Source organism: Neobacillus sp. K501, assembly GCF_053749995.1.
The window spans coordinates 272597-295246 of sequence record NZ_JBSLYA010000004.1; the positions used below are offsets into that span (position 1 = coordinate 272597).

The 22650-nt window shown below is 37.9% G+C and carries 16 protein-coding genes; 4 read left to right on the forward strand and 12 right to left on the reverse strand.

Annotated elements, in window-relative coordinates:
- Positions 1–321: 321 nt before the first annotated feature.
- The 7 genes from ACWM35_RS12000 to ACWM35_RS12030 all read right to left on the reverse strand — a co-directional run bounded on the left by ACWM35_RS12000 (position 322) and on the right by ACWM35_RS12030 (position 11503).
- Positions 322–4434, reverse strand: coding sequence for a carbohydrate-binding protein (locus ACWM35_RS12000; protein WP_454818660.1), 4113 nt, complete (start codon positions 4432–4434; stop codon positions 322–324).
- A 186-nt stretch (positions 4435–4620) separates the two neighbouring features.
- Positions 4621–5037: a hypothetical protein gene (locus ACWM35_RS12005; protein ID WP_454818662.1), complete on the reverse strand. Its 417-nt coding sequence runs from the start codon at positions 5035–5037 to the stop codon at positions 4621–4623.
- 34 nt (positions 5038–5071) lie between these two features.
- Positions 5072–5917, reverse strand: coding sequence for a carbohydrate ABC transporter permease (locus ACWM35_RS12010; RefSeq protein ID WP_454818664.1), 846 nt, complete (start codon positions 5915–5917; stop codon positions 5072–5074).
- A 3-nt stretch (positions 5918–5920) separates the two neighbouring features.
- Positions 5921–6853: a carbohydrate ABC transporter permease gene (locus ACWM35_RS12015; RefSeq protein WP_454818666.1), complete on the reverse strand. Its 933-nt coding sequence runs from the start codon at positions 6851–6853 to the stop codon at positions 5921–5923.
- Between the two features lie 116 nt (positions 6854–6969).
- Positions 6970–8235, reverse strand: coding sequence for an extracellular solute-binding protein (locus ACWM35_RS12020; protein WP_454818668.1), 1266 nt, complete (start codon positions 8233–8235; stop codon positions 6970–6972).
- A gap of 197 nt (positions 8236–8432) precedes the next feature.
- Entirely contained in the window at positions 8433–10190 is a 1758-nt protein-coding gene (locus tag ACWM35_RS12025; RefSeq protein ID WP_454818670.1) for a glycoside hydrolase family 2 protein, read from the reverse strand.
- Positions 10191–10411: 221 nt separating this feature from the next.
- A complete protein-coding gene (locus tag ACWM35_RS12030) occupies positions 10412–11503 on the reverse strand; it encodes a GntR family transcriptional regulator (RefSeq protein ID WP_454818945.1) in 1092 nt (363 codons plus the stop codon).
- Between the two features lie 128 nt (positions 11504–11631).
- Between ACWM35_RS12030 and ACWM35_RS12035 the strand changes: the two genes are divergently transcribed.
- Positions 11632–12012, forward strand: coding sequence for a VOC family protein (locus ACWM35_RS12035; protein ID WP_454818672.1), 381 nt, complete (start codon positions 11632–11634; stop codon positions 12010–12012).
- Between the two features lie 119 nt (positions 12013–12131).
- Positions 12132–12845 (forward strand): DUF421 domain-containing protein, encoded by a 714-nt coding sequence (locus tag ACWM35_RS12040; RefSeq protein WP_454818674.1) that lies wholly within the window; start codon positions 12132–12134, stop codon positions 12843–12845.
- A 1286-nt stretch (positions 12846–14131) separates the two neighbouring features.
- On the opposite strand, the gene ACWM35_RS12045 is transcribed toward ACWM35_RS12040, so the two are convergent.
- Entirely contained in the window at positions 14132–14494 is a 363-nt protein-coding gene (locus tag ACWM35_RS12045; RefSeq protein WP_454818676.1) for a hypothetical protein, read from the reverse strand.
- Positions 14495–14668: 174 nt separating this feature from the next.
- Between ACWM35_RS12045 and ACWM35_RS12050 the strand changes: the two genes are divergently transcribed.
- Positions 14669–15967 (forward strand): phytoene desaturase family protein, encoded by a 1299-nt coding sequence (locus ACWM35_RS12050; RefSeq protein ID WP_454818678.1) that lies wholly within the window; start codon positions 14669–14671, stop codon positions 15965–15967.
- A complete protein-coding gene (locus ACWM35_RS12055) occupies positions 15933–16796 on the forward strand; it encodes an RNA polymerase sigma-70 factor (RefSeq protein ID WP_454818680.1) in 864 nt (287 codons plus the stop codon). Before ACWM35_RS12050 ends, ACWM35_RS12055 begins: the two co-directional genes overlap by 35 nt.
- A gap of 239 nt (positions 16797–17035) precedes the next feature.
- Here the strand turns inward: ACWM35_RS12055 and ACWM35_RS12060 are convergent, their stop codons facing one another.
- From ACWM35_RS12060 to ACWM35_RS12075, 4 genes are all read right to left on the reverse strand, one after another.
- On the reverse strand, positions 17036–18409 hold the full coding sequence (locus tag ACWM35_RS12060; RefSeq protein WP_454818682.1) for a sigma-54 interaction domain-containing protein: 1374 nt from the start codon (positions 18407–18409) through the stop codon (positions 17036–17038).
- 160 nt (positions 18410–18569) lie between these two features.
- Positions 18570–19535 (reverse strand): DUF561 domain-containing protein, encoded by a 966-nt coding sequence (locus tag ACWM35_RS12065; protein ID WP_454818684.1) that lies wholly within the window; start codon positions 19533–19535, stop codon positions 18570–18572.
- A gap of 35 nt (positions 19536–19570) precedes the next feature.
- The gene (locus ACWM35_RS12070) at positions 19571–20806 is read right to left on the reverse strand and encodes an L-lactate MFS transporter (RefSeq protein WP_454818686.1); all 1236 of its coding nucleotides are present in this window, start codon (positions 20804–20806) and stop codon (positions 19571–19573) included.
- Positions 20807–20838: 32 nt separating this feature from the next.
- The gene (locus tag ACWM35_RS12075; RefSeq protein WP_454818688.1) at positions 20839–22446 is read right to left on the reverse strand and encodes an acyl CoA:acetate/3-ketoacid CoA transferase; all 1608 of its coding nucleotides are present in this window, start codon (positions 22444–22446) and stop codon (positions 20839–20841) included.
- Positions 22447–22650 lie beyond the last annotated feature (204 nt).

The window sequence follows — 22650 nt, forward strand, 5'->3', positions numbered from 1 at the left end:
ATACGGTCGAATTTATACTCCTTACACATTACCAACAAGAAAATCTATTTGGCTCTCATTTACCAGAAGAATTTCTTCCAAACACAGAATCTCATAATTGCCATTTTGATAGTCAAAAATAATTTTGCATTCTAGACCTTTATAATAAACCGTCCCCAAAGGTAATTTCCACACCTTTCAATTCAAACTTAACGAAAATAGAGGAGAAATAATCAACACTATTCTTCATGCCAACTATATTCCAACTCTTCGTTGGATAATACAAGACGATCAGGAAATTAGGCAGAAAAGAAGCTTTCTGCCTTTTTGCAAACTGATTGATTATTTTCCTTTATTATTTATTTCCTTTAATAACCTTAAAGCATCTGCCTCTAGTTCTTGCTTCACATTTTCAGATAAGTGTTTGTCATTTTCAAGAATCTCTCGGAAATCATTAAGATGTTTAATCGATTGGGTAGATTTGTCTTTTTCTAAATGTTTTTTGGACTGTTCCAACTTATTTGTTAATCTTTTATACAAGCTTTGATCAACATTACCGGCCTCTATCAATGAATCAAGATCATTTAATATGGATGAATGTGTGATCTCAATTGGTTTTACCGTAAAATTATCAAATTCCGTGTAATTATAGTGTGATCTAAGACCCACTTTCCCTTGAGTAAACGCTGTGCTGCTGTTGTCTGTATAATCTATTTTAGGAGTATCCATATCGCCAACAAATATTTTTATATTTGTTCCTTTGGCTACAACTTTCATATGCTGCCAAGTGTTTAACGGCTCACTTATTTCAGCACCTTTTAAGTAAGTCCAATTATAATTAAATTTTCCTAAATGGACACCATCCTTATTGATATAGGCAATATATCCTTGCATAAAATCTGGATTATTTTGATTTAGTTCAATACCATTTGCTGGATTATTCACTCTAAAAATAACCCCACCATCACCTTTACCTGATCCAATATTAATATCTGCTTCAACCGTATAATCCTTCCACTTACGATCTCCGAGTACAGATTTCGCAAAAGTACCTGGTGCTGTACTATATTTCCCTTCAGTTGCTGGAGGTTGTTCCCCATTATCTAAAGTAAAATTGATACTTCTAAAGTCAAATTCTCCTTTTACCATTTCAACTTTAATCGTATGTTTTCCAGCTGGCAAAGACACATTTTCTTTAATGACATTTTCCCAGTTATCCCAACCACCTGTTTTTGGCACATCTATGATACCCGTTAAATCCACAGTATCATCAAGCCAAAGTCTAATTTGGCCTCCCTCTAAATCCGTTGCAGCTTTTATCTCTATTTGATACTTATCCTCTTTTTCAATATCGACATTGTATTTTAACCATTCACCGGCTTGGTTCCAGCCAACATTGTAACCACCCTCAGGATTTACGCGAATATCTACAGAATCTCTCCGATATTTACCGCCAATGTTTTCAGGAGAATTATCATGAAATCCTATACCTTCTCCGCCTGTAATATAGTCAGCCGACATTATTTGTCCTGGCAGTTTTTTATAATTGTCAAACCTGTGAAGTGTTAATCTAGAAATATCAAATTCTCCTTGTAAGGTTACTAGCTTTAAGGTGTGTTTCCCAGCTGGCAATGAAATCTCCTTTAATGAAGTGTTTTTCCAATTATTCCAACCACCGGTACTTGGTATGATCATTTCTCCTGTTAAATCAATTTTATCATCTAATAGGAGCTTTACTTTCCCTCCATTTTCGGCAGCAGATGCAAGTAAATCTAATCCATATGTGCCTGCTTCTTCAATGTTTACATCATATGCCAGCCATTCTCCTGTTTGATTGGAGGTAACCGCATACCCACCTTCAGGATTAACACGAATATCTACAGAATCATCGCGGTATTTTCCTCCGCTATTCCCAGGAGTGTTGTCATGGTAGCCTGCACCTTCTCCACCAAGATTGTATTCGACAGCTTCAATAATTCCAGGAACAGGTTTATGAATATCAAACGATGTAAAATCTAGACCAGTAAAGTCAAATTCTCCTTCCACGATCTCTACCTTAATCGTATGCTCACCCTTCGTTAAGGTAATTCCTTCTTTAATAACTGGCTTCCAATTATTCCAATCACCTGTGTTGGGAACATTTAACACACCCGTTAAATCCGTTTCATCATCTAGCCATAATCGAACCTTAGCCGCATTAAATGTGGTTGCCGTATTTAATTGAACATTATAGAGGCCTGCTTCTTTAATGGATACATTGTATTTAAACCACTCTCCTGTTTGATTCCATCCAACTGCAGTACCGCCTTTTGGATTATTACGGATATCAACAGCATCTCCTCTTAATACACCGCCAATATTTTCAGCTGTCGTTTCATGGTAAGCAACACCTTCTCCACCCGTTATATAGTAGGCGGCCCCTATGGAACCTGGTATTGGTTTAAAGGCATCAAAGGAGCTTGGTTTATTGGTTTTAACCGTCCAATATCCTTCTATTTCTTCCCAATCATCACTCGTTCCATCATTAAAATTAGAAGAGATTTCATTCACTTGTTTATTTTCTTGAAAATTCATCGTCGATAAATCAAATGATCCATTTTCAACGACAACTTTTAGAGTATGCTGACCTTTCGGTAATTCTACTCCTTCATTCGAAAATGTTTTCCAATCATCCGTCTTTGGAATATTTAATACACCAGTCAAATCAATCGAGTCATCTAACACTAATTTAACTTGTGCATCATCGCTCGCTGCTGATACTCTAAGGTCGACATTGTAAGTAGCATCCTCTGCAATATTAACATTGTAGTTAAGCCATTCACCGGATTGATTCAAGCTTACGCTATATCCACCTTCAGAATTCACTTTAAAATCAACAGCATCACTTCTGTATTTGCCACTAGTATTCTTCTCTATCGTTGTGTCATGATAACCTACACCTTTACCACCTGAGTTATAGTGAACAGCCTCTATCTTACCCGGTACAGGTTTAAATGCATCAAATATATTGCTTCCGTTCACTTTATTACTAAATGCGGTATAGCCAAATCCGGCATGAAGATTAGTAGTGATATATCCAATTTTCCCTCCATTTAGCTCAGCAATTTCACGTGTTTGCTTTTGCATTCCATCTACAAAGATCTTAAAGGTGGATGAAGACTTTTCTACGCGAATTTGATGGAGTTTCGTATAATCATAGCCCTCGGGTAAATCTGTCGCTTCCCTGCTTTGTTCGACTCCGTTTACGAAGAAGACTGTTTCTAATTGATTTTTCTTAGGATTTAATAGCGCTAAGCCGTAGTTGTTTTCATCCTGATAAGAAAAAACTGCACCTATTTGCGGATTACTTTTCGTTCCTTGTTCAATCACTTTCATATTGAATTCTGCCGTGTAATCTGATGAAGTGGAAGCCTTCGTCAATTGTTTAAACGAACCGGTATGATCGATTGTCGTTTGTTGAAGCCACGCAGGCATATCCGAAGCAATAATCCAATTTCCCCCATTTAAATTTTGCCAATTCTTATCAAGTGATGATTCGGTAAACCGCTCACTAAAATCAGCTAAGTCCGGGTTAGGCTGTTCTGAGGTAGTTGGACCAAGAACCACCATTTTATCTCCGTTCCAAGCGATTCGATCTAGATTCATATACCTTCCTGGATTCGCATGGCTGTGATACACCATATACTCGGAATCAAGATCCGGCCCTCGAACGACTGAATTATGCCCAAGTCCTACATTTGCCCCTTCTGTATTTAGCAAAATCGGATTCTGTGCAAGGTTATGTGAAAAACCAGTAAGCGGACTATCACTGCCGGCATAGTCAACACGATACGCTTTGTTCCATACATGATTTCCTGTATAGGTCATAAAATATTTACTATTCCTTTTCAAAATGGTAGGTCCTTCCGTCCAGCCATTCATTTTTGCTCCCGTGTCTGAAGCTTGTCCAAAGGTATAAGGATCTGACATCGGACGTGCCGCAATCCTTTGATCTCCGGTACTATAGAAATACCATTTTCCATCATCATCAATAAATACATGTCCATCAATCCCCATGCCCAGGTTATCTGTCTGCTTCACAAATGGACCTAATGGGTCTGAGCTTTTGTACACATAATGTCCATTCCCGCCAGGTGATGTATACATATAAAACGCACCATTCCAATAAACAACCTCAGGAGCATAGGCAGCTTTTGTTGTTGGTTCCTCCGTAACTAAACCAGCGTACTCCCAATTCACCAAATCTTCTGACTTCCAAGCTTTTACACCACTCTTATCATCCACCGTACTGACATAAAGATAATAAGTACCGTTATGTTTTAAAATATAGGGATCTCCTTCCCCATAAAACACTCCCGTATCCCATTTCCAAGAATTTGATAGTGTAAAGTGATTACTGTAGGCAAAGCCATTTAAAGGGATGGATAATAGAAAGCAAGCCAAAATGACCGTCATTACTAACCTTTTCAGAAAAATCTCCTCCTTGATTATTCTCCCACCAACACTCAACCGTTAAAATTAGACAAAAAAAAATCAACCTATAACCAAAGGCGAATAGAAGTTAACCCTTCCTTTGGTTATATACTATTGATTTTATATAGATCCATAATGACTGAATGAATAGGACAGATACGTGTATTATTACTTTTGAAATTGATAGTTTACCATTTTAGAGATTGATTTATTTTTAGCTAACGCTAAAATTCCTGCCGATAAAAACATCAATGACCCTAACAGATCCATTACTAGATAGGAGGCACCCCCCAAGAGAATAAACCAGATCGGTTTTTTAACTTCGGCCTGATCGTCCTTCAATGACTTCGCCAAAACAAAGTTAACGATTCCTAATATAACAAATAGCATTCCAAAGCTAACCGTGAACATATACAAACTGCCAAAAATGGATTGTGCAGCCTCCAGTTTTGCTAGCGTGTTATACGAAGAATTCAATCCTTCATTTTTTATATAAGACGCATATACAAAAATGGTTAGGAGCCCTGAGACGATTTGCCATGCAGAACCGACCATAATTAATCTTCTCTCTAGCTTCCTATTCATCATGAAACCTCCTTAACAGGTAGATATTGTTTTATTATCCCTTCACTCCGGATGACAAGGAAAGTGATTCCATAAAGTATTTTTGTGTGAATAAATAGAGGATAAAGGTTGGAACAATGGCTACCAGTGCACCCGTTAAAGCATGAGCTACATCGAGTGCATACATCCCCTGAAGTAATTGTAACCCTGGTGTAATCGGCATTTTTTCAACATCATTAAACACAATTGATGGCCATAAGAAGTCATTCCAAGCACCTGTGAATGTAAATAGTGCTACAACCGTCAATACAGGTTTTATCAGCGGCAAAATCAGCTTATAGAATATTTGGAAATCGGAAGCACCATCCACTCTCGCTGATTCATCAAAATCCATTGGAATTCCTTGCATAAACTGTCTTACAAGAAAAATATTAAAGACACCCGCTGCCCCTGGAACAATCGCTGCTAAATAATTGTTTACCCAGCCCAAGGTATCCACAATTCTATAAAGTGGAATAAGATTTACGACGGCCGGGAACATCATGGTCGCCATTAAAAAAACAAAGATCGCATCCCTTCCCTTAAATTTCATTCTGGAATATCCATAGGCGGCCAAGGAAACCAGCACCAATACTAGTATGGTTTGTGACACTGAGATAATCATCGAGTTCATAAACCATTTTGCAACGGGAGCACTTGTGTTATCAAAAAGGACATCTTGGTAATTACCAATCACCCAATTTATCGGTAATATTGTAAAAGCATTTGTTTGAATATCGGCCTCACTTTTGAAGGAGGTAATCATGGTATACAGGACAGGGACAATCCAGATTAATGCCATTACTAGTAAAAAGATAAAGCCAATCATTTTTGAAATTCCTTTTCTCTCCAAGGGAAGCACCTCCTAATCACGTTGTCTTAAAAAGAAAAATTGAATCGCTGAAACAACCATAATACATAAACCGAGGATGACAGCCATCGCCGCCCCAATTCCGGCAATCGATATTCCAGAACCAAAGGCGTTCTCTTGAATGTACATTAATAATACGGTGGTCGAGCTGGTTGGTCCTCCCTTTGTTAACATGAGTGGTTGTCCATATACATTAAATTGTGAGATGGTTGTAATAACAACTGTATATAATATTTGCGATCTTATACTAGGTAGAGTGATGCTGAAAAATTTTTGAACACTGCTGGCTCCATCGATCGAGGCAGCCTCGTATAAATCTTTAGAAATACCGTTAAGAGCGGCCTGATAAATAATCATATTGGCACCGATTGTCCACCAAACCGTAACGGTAACTAAGGTAATCCAGGAATATGGCTGCGTTGCTAGCCAGTTCGTTTCAACCCCTAAATAATGATTAAACGGTCCAAAAGAAACACTATAAAGCATAGAAAAAATAATCATAACGGCAGAAACCGAAAATAAAGTCGGCATGTAAAATAATGCTTGAAAGAACTTTAATCCCTTTGGTTTCGTATTAAGCCCTGCCGCTAAAAGCAATGGAACAATAATACAAGCCGGCACCGTATAAAGCACAAACTTAAAGGTATTGCCCAAGCCGGTACGCAGTTGATCGTAAAAGGTAGAATTCTGATTAAACAATATTTCTTGATAATTAGCGAAGCCAACAAATTCGGGATCTCCGATTAGATCCCAGCTGGTAAATGAAATATAAATACCGTATACCGTGGGAATAAGAAAAAAGATAGCAAATAATATTAGATGTGGACCGATGTAAAGATACGGAGAAAGATTAATACGGTTTTTACCCGAATGTTTTTCTAGTCCTGAAGACATATTTATTTCCTTGTTCACTCCAGTATTGATCATAATTTTTAACTCCTATACTTATGTGATCGAATAGAGAGAGAAATCCTTACACTCTTATAAGGATTTCTCTATAATTCTGCTAACACCTAATATTCATAAACTAATTTCTAGGCATTTTATTTATTGGTTGCAATTTTATCCTCAACGGCCTTTTGAGCCGCTTTTAGTCCTTTATCAATATCTAATTTTCCATAAATCGCATCGCCGACCAATTTATCAACTTCTTCGGCTACAAAACCATTGTACTTATAATCAAAGATTTTAAGAGTTTGCTGCATTTCTGGATTCTCAATTAAGAATGCCTGCGGCAGTTCTTTAAATTCTGGATTTTCTAATGTCGCTAATGCTGCAGGGTTTTGCCCGGCTTTCGCCCATGGGAGTGAATTTTCTCTGACAAAATCAAGGAAATCCATGATTCCCTTTGTCTTCTCTTCAGATCGATTTTTGTCGTTAAACATAACGAATTGATGAGAGGACGTCCAGTTTACAATTTTATCTGGTGAAACTTGAGGGAAGGTTGTTAAACCCCAATTTAATTTTTTCGCTTCATTCACGCTATTTTGCATCCAAATACCTTCAGGGTAAAAGATTGCCTTACCGGATTTGAATAATTGACCTGGATCTTCTCCATCCTTGTTAGCAATTTTATCGGTAACAAGACCTTTTAATAATTGTAGTGCTTCCTTTGCTTCTGGAGTATCAAGGGTCGGCTTTTCACCATCACTAGTAATATCGCCGCCAAGCTGATTGTAGATCGATAGGAAAATTGGGCGCGTCCAAGTGATACCAATACCAGTAATCTTGTCTTTTTGAGATTTTTCTCCAGCTTCTCTAATTTCATCAAATGTGATGACATTATCATCAAGTGCATTCGGCGCATATTTTTCTAGTAAATCTTTATTGTAATACATAACAAAGCTGTGTACATCTAACGGCACGCTATATCTACTATTATTAATGTTACCAATTTCCCAACCTGCTGGTACATAGTTTTCTGCTTTAATTTCAGGATAATCAGCTAATTGGTCATCATAAGTAGATAATAAGTCATTATCAACAAATTGTTTAATCCTCTCAGCATGGACAATGGTTAGATCAGGAATTCCTTTTCCAGAGTTAACGACTGTTGGAATCTTTTTATACATATCGTCAGCTTCAATGGATACATTTTTGATCTTGAATTTTGGATTTGTCTTGTTGTATTCCTCAACGATTTGTTTCATATTCTCGCCATCAGGACCTGTAAAAGGGTTCCAATAGACAATTTCGTTTTTAGATGAACCTGAAGAGCCTGAACTTGATGAACTGGATGAACTACATCCTGACAAAGCAGTCATAACCACAAAAAGAATTGAGAACATGAATAATGATATTTTCTTCATTGGTTTTCCCCCTGATTTTTTTAATATTAATTGATAACTTTAAAGCTTGAAACTTGTCCCCCTCTCAATGAACTGCCGCAAAATTCATAGTAAGCACTTGTTTTAATGAAATATGTTACTTTATATAAATCCCCTTGGCTGTATTTTAATATCTTGCAGCCAGAGGGGGTTATACAAACTTATTATCAATCTGGCAACTACTGATTGTTAATAGACCTAATTTTGCTTAAGTCTACTTTAGGTTCTCGAGTTTCTGTTAGTAATCCGTTTACCTCCTGCTGCACATCCGTAATTTGTGTATAGCAAAATCCACTAATATAAGGAGTATCTTTAATGGCTTGAGTAATAGATTCATAGCGTTGTAAGAATTCCTCTTCACTCTTCACTTGATTACCATAGCCCCAGCCTTTTTCGGAATTGAAGGCAATGCCGCCATATTCACTTATAATGATTGGCTGTCCATTATATGGATACCCTTGGGCCATCGCATGCTTAAAATTATTAAACGCAAGATCGTTTTGAACGACTTTTTCTTTATCACGATATCGCTTTAAAAATTCATCGCCGTATTCTACATAATCATGCAGGGTGATAATGTCTGAAATGGTATGCTCCCAGCCATCATTTACTATAACAGGCCGCATACTATCAAGCGCTTTTGTAAGATGATAGATTCCTTCAGTAAACTTTTGCTGTTTTACGTCTGTATAAATATTTTTCACACCCCAAGATTCATTAAATGGAGTCCAAGTAATAATAGATGGGTGATTATAATGCTGTTTAACAATCTCGATCCATTCCTCGGTAAAATTTTGAACAGCCTCATCTGAAAACTCATAGGTTGCAGCCATTTCAGACCAAACAAGCAAACCCTTTTTATCAGCCCAATAGAGATATCGCTGATCTTCCACCTTCATATGCTTTCTTACTCCGTTAAAGCCCATTTCTAATGTCCGATCAATATCCTCAATAATCGCTTCTTCTGAAGGTGGTGTTAAATGGGACTCCTCCCAATAACCCTGATCCAAAATAAGCTTCTGATACAGCGGAATATTATTTAGCAGCACATTCCCATTTTCGATCGAGACCTTTCTCATCCCAAAATAGGACTTTACATGATCTATTACTTTACTATTCTTCAATAATGTAAATTCGACATCATATAAATTCGGAGCTTGCGGACTCCAATGTACCACTCTCCAATGATGAAACTCACTTGCAATATTAGTAGTAATGGATTGATTTCGACGACTTACAGCTTGATCGAATGATTTTATTTCCTGTCCTTTAAAAGAGATCGATGTTCTTAATACTAAGGACTGATCGATATTACCTGAAACTTCATAGGCAAACTCAACGGATTCTGAATCGATATCTGGAGTTATTTTGACTGCTTGAACATGTGCTTCATTTAAAAACTCAAGCCAAACTGTTTGCCAAATCCCTGTGGTTTGAACATACCAGCATTCATAGCTATTATCTAACCATCGTTGTTTTCCTCTTGGCTGAAAGCAGCTTTGACTATCTTCGTTTTTTACGACAATATTTAATTCATTTGTCCCATTTAAATAGTCAGTGATATTAAATGAAAAGGCGATTTGCCCTCCCTTTCTTTCACCAACAAACGTTCCGTTCACCCATAGCTTTGTTATATAATCAGCTGCTTGGAAATGAAGGATGATCTTTTTATTTTCATATTCACTAGGAATAGTGATGGTTTTTTGATACCAGACATAAGGACAAAATTCTTCCTCGCCAATCCCACTTGCTTTTGTTTCGTATGTATAAGGAACCATTATTTTTTTATCAAAATGGGATTCCATATACCATTTTTCCTTTTCTCCTTTGTTCTCTCGATCAAATTGGAAATTCCACTCCCCATTTAAATTCAACCAGTCTTCCCTTTCAAAGTGAGGACGTGGATATTCTTTTCTTGGAATGTTTTTTTCTGTCATTTTATATTAACTCCTTTTGGTGTATTTATTTAAAAAATTCAGGAAATACAGTTAATGGAAGTGCTTACATCTATAATTTTATATTAAGTGAAATAACATTAACATACTAAGGTTAGTATAAAATATACTTTAATGACAAATAGTTAGACATTTCTATAAAATAAAAACCCAAACATCGGCAGAAGATTTTGCTAATGTTTGGGTTACACAGGATATTTTAATTAAGTTAATAGTGTATCTAACCATTCTATATTTTCACTTGATTTTAATTGGACAGGTACAAAAATTCTTTTCGGATTGTAAATCCCGTCAATTTGTTCTAATAGGAGGCCCACGGTTTGTTTACTACATTCATCAATATCTTGCTTTATAAAGGAAACACCAGTGATACCTGGAGGGTCGAAGGTCAGTAATTCAATTTCTCTACAGCTTTCATTCTTTAAAGAATTTATGGCTAAATGCGTATAATGAGCTAATTCTGCATTCATAGTAAATACAGCTGTCACTTCAGGCTTATTTACTAGAAAATCCTTAATGAGCTTCGGGCTTTTATTCGTTTGAATATCATTGAAACCTAAGAGAAGCCATAGGTTCTTATTGATGGTCGTTCTTCTTTTTAAAAAAGCATTTTCAAATCCCTTCGATCTCTCATTTGTTACTGTATTGGTGATAATTGGAGATATCAGCCCAATATTTTTATGCCCTTTATTTAATAAGTAGGAGATGGCTTCGAAAGTTCCAGCTTCATTTTCAGAGGTCACACTATACGTTAAAATATTTTCCATATATCGATCAATTAGCACAAAAGGAAATTTATCCAGTGAAAGTCTAAGGACAGCTTCATTATAGGTCTCTTTTTCTGTAGGAAAAATAATCATGCCGCTGACTTCCATTTTTCTAAACATCTCGATCGCATCGGCTTCTTCAAATTGAGACTCTCTTGTAATTTTGATAATCAGATTATGTCCAGTATTTGATACATACTTTTCTATACAATTAACAAACTCTTGTTCAATTTTCGTTTTCATACTAGGAAGAATAAGCCCGATTAATCCCTTTTGTTTATTCAATTGATGATTTGAAGTAGTTAGGTAACTTTCACAAACAAACGTGCCTTTTCCCTTGATTCTCTCAACAATCCCTTCTTCCGCAAGACCCGCTAGTGCATTTTTCGTCGTGATCTGGCTGACATGATATTCCTCCATTAACTCTTTTTCGGAGGGAACACGGTCACCCACACGCAGCTTGCCAGTTTGTATTAGACCTTTTATTTTATTTTTTATTTGTTGGTATAGAGGTTCATTTTTTATGATAACTCACCCTTTTATATACTAATATATATTAAGTATACTAACACTTGATATTTTTTTCTACAAGTTAGTTACATTCTAAAAATTCTGATATTATTAATAAAGAAGTCGTTAAAAGAGGAGTTTTGAAGATGGAAGCGAAGAAGATTCAAAAAGTAGGTCAAATTGGGATACCGGTGAAAAATTTAGAACAGGCCATTGATTTTTATAAAAACAAACTTGGTCTAACTCTATTATTTAATACGGACAATATGGCATTCTTGGAATGTGAAGGATTAAGACTATTGTTAAGCCTCCCTGAAAAAGAGGAGTTTGCTCATTCCAGTTCAGTTATTTATTTTCAAGTAGAAAATATCAAAGATACATATGAGGATTTAATAGCGAAGGAAGTTACCTTTATCGATGAACCACATGTGGTGGCAAAAATGGGACAAACCGAAACGTGGATGACATTTTTTAAAGACACAGAGGGGAATACGCATGCATTAATGAGTGAAGTGGAGGTTCTATAAATTTAGGGTGAGACCGTCTAACTGTGACAGGTCTCTTTTTTTCACTAATATTTGGGTTATTAAAATGTCATTAGGTCAAACTAATCTGGGAAGTGATTGGAATAAAGGGTGTGTTTCGGATGAATTTTTTCCACGGCCAGGAAACACTTACTGCTATGGAGTGGATTCTTAGGGCAATTATTGCTTATTTCTTTTTAATAGTAGTAGCAAAAATCATGGGCCAGCGCGCTATCTCTCAATTAAGGCTGCTTGATTTCGTGATGGCCTTAGTGATTGGAAACATTATCGCCCATCCGTTATCTGACGAAGAACTTGGGCTTAAAGGGTCGATGATTACTACCCTTGTGTTAACCACGCTTTATCTGGTGAGTATTTTCAGCATCCTTAAATGGCCAGGGCTTCGAAAATGGATCAATCATGCCCCGATTATCCTAATACAGAATGGAGAAATCCTATCTAAGGGTCTAAATAAAGCAAGAATCTCGATTGATGTGTTATTAGAAGAATTACGAAAAGAAAAGGTAGAAGATGTGAAAAATGTTGCCCTTGCGATGTGGGAAGCGGACGGAAAAATGTCTGTTTTTCTGGATCCACAATACGAACCGGTAACACCCGCTGCTCTTAAAATCAAAACCGAGCCATTTGATATGCCAAAGACGATCATTAAGGAAGGGAAACTCATTCGTCAAGAGTTAAATCAAATGAACAAAGATGAAGATTGGCTGATATCTAGTTTAAAAAACAACTATCAAGCGGAGATTCAAAACGTTCTGCTTGCCACCTTGGACAAGAAAGGCAGCTTGAAGGTTTTTTTATATAACCCAGGACCTTAGGCCCAGTTTCACAGTCACGTTAGCTAGTTTAAAAAGTAGTGTGTGATGTTGAACTGAATAATGATTGTCATTAAGGATATGTTATTGAATATGTAAAAAATTATTGGTATTTGGGCTGATTATGATGAAATTAGTTACCTTTGTTGTCATTACAATTTTACTAATCCTCTTCATTTTTTTCTTAAAAAAATCTCTTCATATATTAGATAACATCTTTATCATCCTTTTTTTAGAGTACTTTTTTACAAATTATTATGCAATATTAAGTACTAATACCAATGTGTGGGGTTTATCAAATACGATAGAATTATTAATTATATTTCGACTTTTAGAAGTATTTGTAATGCCACTAATGATTCTTGGGTATCTCAATATAGTAACCCTCATGTCTGATTTTAAAAAAAGATTACTTTTCTCCATTTTTTATGTTGTTATTTTATATTCAATTGAATATCTGCTCGTCCAATGGAAGGTGATAATTTATAATGATTGGAGCATTTGGAAGTCTATTTTGGTAATAACGATTCTTCTTTTTGTTTCTACCCTGCTTCATAAGGGTTTTAATAGAATCACGAAAAGAGAGGAGATTTTAGAGGATAATGCCCCTTCCAAAATCATTTGACCAAAATGAATTGTTTCTTATCATTACACTTTCAATTACTATTACTTTCATGTCAATTCTCCCTAGACGATTTCCATTAAGTATATCCATTCTTTTATGCATGTTTGCTTCTACTGTAGCAAGAATATGTGATCATATTTTAGCCGGACAAACATTAGATTTATATGATGTTATGGACACAAATAAATATGAATTATTTGATTTCATTTCGTATTTTCTTTATATACCTTTCGCTTACTTTTTTGTGTACTTTTATGACAAATGGAAAATAAAGGGATTTTATCTTTTTCTTTATATTGTCATAAGCTCCTTTGGCGGGGTAGCTTTTGAATGGCTCTCACATTATTTTCATGTTATAGAATACAAGTGGTGGAAGCTCTATTATTCATTACCTGTTTATCTAATTGTCCAACCCGCCACATTAATTTTTTATGAGTTTATTAATAAAGCTAAAAAATCTACAGTATTAGTGGAATAAGCAGTTTGAGCATCACCAAAAAAATCCCTAGAATAATTTTCAGGGGATTTTTTGGTGATCTATTATCTATTTGTCTTTACTAACTCGCTTGAGAATTCCCCACTCGATGACAAGGATATTTACAAAAAGCGCAACCCAAATATCGAATACCTGCTCGACCGCTTTATGGTGATCACCTGTCCCTTTCTAATTTTGGTTAGTGATTTCCTTTACCCTGTAAACATCATCTTTGCTGCTTCTAATCACTACCTTCCCATCTTGGCGATACACATTCAAAGAGAGGTTATCACCTATTGTCGCAGCCACACTTCCCAATTTCTGTTCCTTATTTACTTTCATATCCACGGTTCCTGCGACCAGCTCTTTTCCGTTATCCGAAATCGTCAAGTCAACATTGGTCGTGAAACTTGTTTCCGCCTTCGTATTTTTCAACGCTGTTTTGTAAGCATCATAGCCTGATGTGTTCGCCATCGCGGAAAAACCACTTGCCATCAACATCACCGCCCCGACTCCTAAACCTACTCCCGCTGTTATCCACTTTTTTCTCATCATGCCCCCTCCAATGAATATTTTTTGTAAAGCTTTCTGATATTCATCATAAGGTCCAAGTCTAAACCCTCTCTAAATCAAATTTAAAAAAAGTATAAAAATTCAAAGGAAAATCTGTCACATCGATCCCCCCTCCCTCGTCTTGAGTATGAAGGAAAAAAAGGAGGTCATTTTATGAAACAGAAATGGGATGTTGTGATTGTTGGCGGTGGATTGGCTGGATATGTAGCGGCGAATTATTTAGCTAAAGCCGATTTATCAATTTTACTACTCGAAAAAGGAAAGCATGTTGGCGGGAGGGCTCGAACCAACAAGGTAAATCACCAATATTTAAATTTAGGCCCACACGCCCTTTATAAAAGAGGAAAAGCCAAGGACATTCTCGAAGAATTACGTATTGAACTTCAGGGGAAATCACCCAAACTCGCTGGCACACTGATAGAAGACAGCCAGCAATACCCGGCACCACTTTCTCCGTTAGGACTTTTCACAACCAATCTTTTCAATGGCAAAGAACGGTTGGAGTGGATTGCAGCGTTGGCGAAAATCATGCGAATCGATACAGGAAAGCTAACTGAGCAGACCTTCCAACAATGGGTGAGGCAAACAGCCCGCTCTACAAAGGTACAATCCTTGCTCTATGTCCTTGGCAGGCTAGCAACCTATTGCCATGCGCCCGAAATGGTAAGTGCAAAAATCATGTTAACCAATATGAGAAATGCCATGGGCGGTGTTCTATATCTCGATGACGGCTGGCAAACCATCATCGACCAGCTCCATAATCAAGCCATTATCGCAGGAGTCGAGGTTCAACAGCACGCCACGGTGAAACAAATCGAACAAAACGAAAAGTGGCCCTTTAAAATACAGCTTGCCAATGGCGAAGAAATTCTCTCCAACCATGTCATTTGTACCACGAGCCCTGACGAATTAAACGAAATATTGGGTGAAAACCAATTGCCAAATTTCACACCCGTTAGAGGCGCAACGTTGGATGTAGCATTAACGCAGCTCCCGAATCCAAAGCAATTATTCGCGATGGGCATCACGGACCCGCTCTATTTTTCCGTCCATTCACCTTATGCCCGACTCTCAGACGATTCAACTAGTGCCGTTCTTCATGTCTTTAAATATCACCATCCAGACCAATCCCTAGATGCAACCATGATTAAAATTGAACTGGAACAATTTTTAGAAAAGCTTCAACCAGGCTGGAAAGAATACAAGATTACTAGCCGTTTTCTCCCTAACATCATCGTCAACCAACGCCTGCCACAAGCAGGCGATGAGCATATGCTGCAGCGCGCGAAAGTAGCTATTCCCGGACTCTATCTAGCAGGAGACTGGGCTTCTCCCGACTGCATTTTAGCCGATGCAGCCGTCAGCACTGGGAAACAAGCTGCGGAGGAAATCATTTTAAACGAAAAGAGGAAGAAGAGTGCAGATTTCGAACGAAGAATACCAGCAATTTAAACCATTGTTGTTTTCATTAGGGTACCGAATGTTAGGCTCCGTAACGGAAGCCGAGGATATGGTGCAAGAAACCTTTTTAAAAGTGTACCAAATCAACGAGGAAGAAATTGAGCATAAAAAAGCCTATCTTTGCAAAATGATGACGAACCGCTGCCTCGATGTCTTAAAGTCTGCCCGAAACAAGCGCGAACAATATGTGGGAACATGGAATCCCGAGCCGCTTTTATTAGAAAAATCACTGGAACTCGATCCATCCCAAGTATTCTTGCTAAAAGAAAGCTTGAGTATCGCCTACCTACGGATGATGGAGCATCTAACACCTGATGAACGCGCGGTATTATTACTAAGAGAGGTATTGAATTTCCCCTATTCAGAGATTGCCAACATGATTGAAAAAACAGAACAAAACTGCCGAAAAATTTATAGTCGCGCAAAGCAAAGAATCGCACATGTCGAGAATGAAAGCTTGCATTATGAAAAAAACAAGTCCCTTATTCATCAGTTTATTCAAGCTTTTCAAACGCAAAATACTGATGCCTTATTGGAGCTTATTTCTACGAATGTCACGCTATACTCGGATGGCGGTGGAATCGTCAAAGCGGCGATTCGTCCCATTGTCTCCCTCACCAACGTCAGCGCCTTTTTATCGGGTATCGTCAAAAAGGCTCCCGAAGGCTTTTATTTTGAGGTGAAAAATGTCAATGCTCAGCCGGGAATCGTATTTTACCTGAATAACAAGATTCATAGCATCCTTAGCTTTTATATTCGACAGGAAAAAATTAACGAGATTTATATTGTTTTGAATCCAAATAAATTACCTCGTTACTGACCACCTGGGATGGTGGTTTTTCTTATTTCAACAAATTTCTCCCATACTAAACGGTTAAAAGCCCTATATGGCAATAAAAACAACAGTATTAAACAAACGATTGATTAACCTTGATCTCTACTAATCAATCGTTTGTTTAATACTGGCGGAAACCCCTTCGTAATAACGAAACTTCCCTGGTTTCTATTAAAAATTTGTCGAAGAAATATTTTTGACCCTCCCATTATGCGTGTGTTTTCCTATTTCTCTAGTACTTTTTCCATTTTCTTTAATTTCCTATAAATAACGGATCGATCAACACCTAATTTTTTTGCTGCTTCTGTCCCATTACCATGACAGGATTCAAGCATTTGTTTTATGTACCTACCCTCTGCAATCGAAGTGAAATCCTTCAATTTAGATAGCTTTGTCAAGTTGCTTTGAATAAAGTAATCCATCGTAAACCAATCGGTCACATTTCCTTCTGACTGTTGTTCCGCATAAACCTGTTCCGTAATGACCAGCCTCTCCAAATAATTTCTTAATTCTCTTGCATTACCTGGCCAGTCCTGCCAGAGCATTTTTTGAAACACTTCTGCACTTAGGACAAAACTCTTATCATACTTTTGATTAAATTCCGAGATGAAATACGAAATAAGTCCGACAAGGTCTGATTTTCGCTGACGGAGTGGCGGAATATGAATCGGAATGACATTAATTCGATAATATAAATCCTCTCGGAACAACCCTTTTTTCACCATTTTCCACAAATCCCGATTCGTAGCCGTTATGATCCGACCATTGATAGGGATATTACGAATACCCCCTACTCTTCTTACTTCATTGTTCTCGATCACCCGCAATAGCTTTGCTTGAAAAGTTAAAGGCATTTCGGCAATTTCATCTAAAAATAATATCCCATCATTCGCCGCCTCAATCATGCCTATTTTTTCTTCTTCTGCACCTGAAAAGGCCCCTTTTTCATATCCAAACAATTCATATTCAAATAAAGACGGAGGTATCGCTGCACAATTAATGGTAACAAATGGACCATTCCGATGATCGCCTTTTTGATGGATATATTTAGCGATCACTTCTTTACCTGTCCCAGATTCACCATAGATTAACACCTTCGTATCATAAGACGCGATTTGATTACATACCTTAACAATTTGCTTCATCGCTAAACTTTCGGCAACGATCCTTGTATCTTTCTCTAATCCAGTTTCTTCTTCATTCTTTTCATGTTTTTCACTGGTCTGGTTGTTTACTTCAAAAATCGGCAATTTTTCTTTATTTTCGATGGATGTCGTGACTACAAGCTGAACCTCACCAGCTTTGTTAAGAATGGGAATCGATGTGGACCGAACACTAAATCCTCGGTTGGTATTCACGATACGGCTAACCTTTTGCTTACTTTGAATCGCCTCCATTGTAATGGAACGATTATAATAGCCTGCTTTCACCAAATCGTTCACATTGTACTTTAGTAACTCTTCTAATGGTATTCCTATAGTCAAAGCGGTAAACTCATTCGAAATTAATATATTGCCCTCTGCATCTGTTACAAACAAAGTAGAGGGAAGATCCTTCATATTTTTATCTGCAGAAAGTTTAATGGGTTTTTTCTTCATAGCGTAAAATCCCCCTCAATTTTTCATATCCCTACTATCCAATTATAGATGGGGGAGTAGGGTAAGACAGTGTCGAATTTATGAAATCTTTCCACGTTTAATATAGAAAAAAACAGCCCAACAGCTCCTTTATGAAAAAGGCACTGTTAGACTGTATAGCTTACACCAATTCTAACTCTCTTGCTTTATCAACAATGGTTATTTTTCCAAGTCGATTTAGTACTTCCTGCGCTTCATCAAACATACTGGTAATCATTTCTTCAACCGTTGTGATTTCATTACACAGTCCACAAATTTGCCCTGCCATGACAGAACCTCGATCTGTATCTCCTTCAAACACAGCTTTACGTAAAGAGCCCATACTTAATTTCTCTAGTTCATCACGAGAAGCATTTTGATTTTCAAGCTTAAGAAATTCAGCCACCATGCTATTTTTAATACTTCGTACAGGACCACCAAGACTGCGGCCAGTAACGATTGTACTAGTATCATCCGCATCGATGACGGCTTGTTTGAACTGAGGGTGTGTAGGGCATTCGACAGTTGCCAAGAAGCGAGTTCCCACTTGTACACCCTGTGCGCCTAAAGCGAATGCGGCTGCGATCCCACGGCCATCGGCGATACCGCCAGCTCCAATGACTGGAATGGAAACGGCGCTCACAACTTGAGGCAATAATGCCATGGTCGTTGTTTCACCAACATGTCCACCAGCTTCCGTCCCCTCTGCAACAATTGCATCGACACCTAAAGCTTCCATCTTTTTCGCAATTTTCACAGACGGCACGACTGGAATAACGATGATGCCATTTGCTTTGAAGGTTTCCATGTAAGGAGCGGGAGTACCTGCACCCGTTGTAACAATTTTTACTCCTTCTTCCAGAATAACTTCTATTAATTCGGGAATATTTTTCATCATTAACATTAAATTAACAGCGAAAGGTTTTTCGGTAATCGCCTTCGTTTTTTGAATTTCTTCACGTAAACGTTCCGCCGTAAACCCACCCGATCCGATAATTCCTAAACCTCCGGCATTTGCTACCGCACCTACTAATGGAGCTGTGGCAATTTGTGCCATTCCACCTTGAAAAATGGGATATTTGATTCCTAATAATTTTGTAATACTCATTTTAATCTTCCTCCTAGAGTTTTTAATCTTAGATTTTAAGCAGCTTTTGTATGGTTTGTTGTCATTGGTTTATTTTCCATTGCTTTAAAAATAAAGGTTAAGGCAAACCCAACTAAGGAAATCACTAGAGCGATATAGAATGCGTTCGTGAACATTCCATTATTGGCTGCTGCAACTCCATTGGCAATCCTTGGGCCAAAGAACGCTGCTCCTGAATAACCGATAAAGGTTACCCCATAGTTGACACCATAATATTTCATGCCAAATTTCTCGCCAACGATAGATGGAAAGATTCCCATTGTACCGCCAAAGCACAAGCCGATACCGATAATCGCTACCGCAAACCCAGCTACTGAATGCGCCAAAGCAATTGTCAACATCATCGCGGCAATGACGATATAAATAATCATTAAACATTTTGTCCGGCCGATCTTATCAGAAACAGCCCCCCAGAAAACACGTCCAAGACAGTTACTAAGAGAGTATAAACTGACAAATAAAGCGGCCGTGGCTGCTGATAAGCCAAACATGGTTTGACCGATAATCGATGCATTAGAAGTAACCATCATTCCAGATAAGGCACCGATTAAGAACAAACTTGCAATTACATAAAACAAAGGCTTTTTAACCATTTCATTCCAAGGGATATTAATGCCTCCCTTATTCGTACTTGCTGCTGGTGGAGTCCATCCCTGCGGAAGATAACCAACTGGACATGGTTTAACCAACAAGCTACAGCCTAAAATAATCACTAAAAATGAGATACCTAGCGTAATAAGGGCAGCTTGGACACCATTACTGACGATTAATGCATTGGCAATTGGAGCAATCACGATTGTCCCACCGCCATATCCTGCCGTTACAATTCCAGCAGCCAATCCTCTTTTATCAGGGAATAGCTTAACTGAATTTCCAATTGTGGCAGAATACACTATTCCTTGACCTAAACCGGTGATGACACCGTACGTGATATATAACATCCATGGGGCTGTTGCCAAACCGGTTAAGATAAATCCAAGTCCAAACATCGAACCGCCAAGAAGAATAGCGATTTTTGCACCACCTTTATCGACTAATTTCCCTCCTAGTATCATTGGAATAGGAGAAATGGCTGCGTTAATCGTAAAGGCCATCATAATTTCTGGCATGGTGGCATCAAATACTTTCGTTAATGGTAAGGCAAAAATACTAAAGGCATAGATGGCTCCCACACAGATGTTTATTAGTGTTGAAGCAATTAAAATTCTCCAGCGATTAAGCTCAACGTTCATATCTTACATCCCTTTCTTTCCCTAATTGATTATCAGTTTTGTAGACTAGTCACTAAATGACTTCCACTATTCTTCTCACTTCGCTCAGCTATAACAGCTTTTAATTTCCCCCAGGTTTCTTGGAACATGGACGGATCCATCTCTCTTAGTTCTGGTGATATGACAGGTACAAATTCCATTTGATCCAAAATCTGAGTTTGTAAATCAACACCTGGTGCTATTTCCGTTAGCGTAACTCGACCATTTTGGAGTTCAAATACCGCGCGTTCTGTTACATACACAACTGGTTGATTCACTTTCGTAGCGTACGGTCCGCTAAAGGTAACTTGTTGAACATTCTTTAAGAATTTCTTGGCCTTTCCTTCTTGTAAAATTTGCAGTTTGCCATTTTCTACTTGTACTTTTAAACCACCTGCAGTAAACGTACCAGCAAATACTAGTTTTTTGGCAGATTGAGAAATATTGATAAACCCACCACAGCCAGCTACACGATTTCCAAATTTACTAACATTTACGTTTCCAAATTCGTCTGTCTGTGCCAAGCCTAGAACAGATAAATCAATCCCACCGCCGTCATAAAAATCAAATTGGGAATCGTGATCAACAATCGCTTCCGAGTTATACGCATGTCCAAAGTCCTTCAAACCGGCTGGTACACCGCCAATTGAACCTGCTTCTGTAGTAAGAATTAGCTGGTCGCTCACTCCCTCTTCTGCGGCAATCGTTGCAACATCCACTGGAATACCAACACCAAGGTTTAAAACGGTGCTCGGAACAAGCTCCGCTGCAGAACGACGTGCAATGATTTTCCGTTCATTTAGTGGGATGGTTTCGATATTTTCAATTGGTACTTTTACATGACCAGAGAATGCCGGATTGTAATAGGTATTTTCTGTTTGATAGTGATTTTCCGGTTTAGCAACCACAATATAATCAACTAAAATACCAGGTACTTTAATATCCTTTGGATTTAACGTACCGCTTTTCGCAACGGTTTCTACTTGGGCGATAACGATTCCGCCTGAGTTATGAACCGCTTGGGCAATCGGAAGCACTTCCATATGAAGGCCTTCCTTCTCAAGCGTTAAGTTGCCATTTTCATCGGCAACGGTTCCGCGAATTAAGCCAATTTGGATCGGGAATGATTTATAGAACAACCATTCTTCTCCTTCAATTTCAATCACTTTAACAATCTCTTCTTTGGTAGATGGCGACATTTTTCCACCTTCTAGGCGAGGATCAACAAATGTTCCCATCCCAACCTTTGTAATAACGCCTGGGCGTTTTGCGGCGATTTCACGATACAACTGAGTGATGACACCCTGTGGAAGGTTATAGGCTTCACACTTATCTTCTTCAATTAGTTTTGCCATTTCTGGAGAAGCAATGGCGATTCCTCCGATCCACCGCTTCGTTAATCCCTCGTATCCCAAGTGACTCATACCCTTGTCACGACGATTACCTACCGCACTAGCATGCATGACGGTTAAATTTTTCGGATGACCGGTTTTAAGGAACCGCTCTTCAATCGAGATTCCCATTTCTTCTGCCCAGCAGGATAATCCAAACCCACTTGCTGCAACCGTATCACCATCTTTAATTAATTCTGCTGCCTTTTCGGCTGAAATTACTTTTGACATTTTATCCACTCCAATTTGTGAATTATTTCACATGTTTATTTAAAAAAATTTCATTTACCTCGATATATGTTGTTTGTGAATTATTTCACTTACATCGTAAGTCACATCCAAAATCCCGTCAATGACCGCAAAATCACAGAGATTTATCCTGTTTTCTGTAGCTATTTTGCGACTCTCACAATTAGATAAAAATTCAATGGTGCG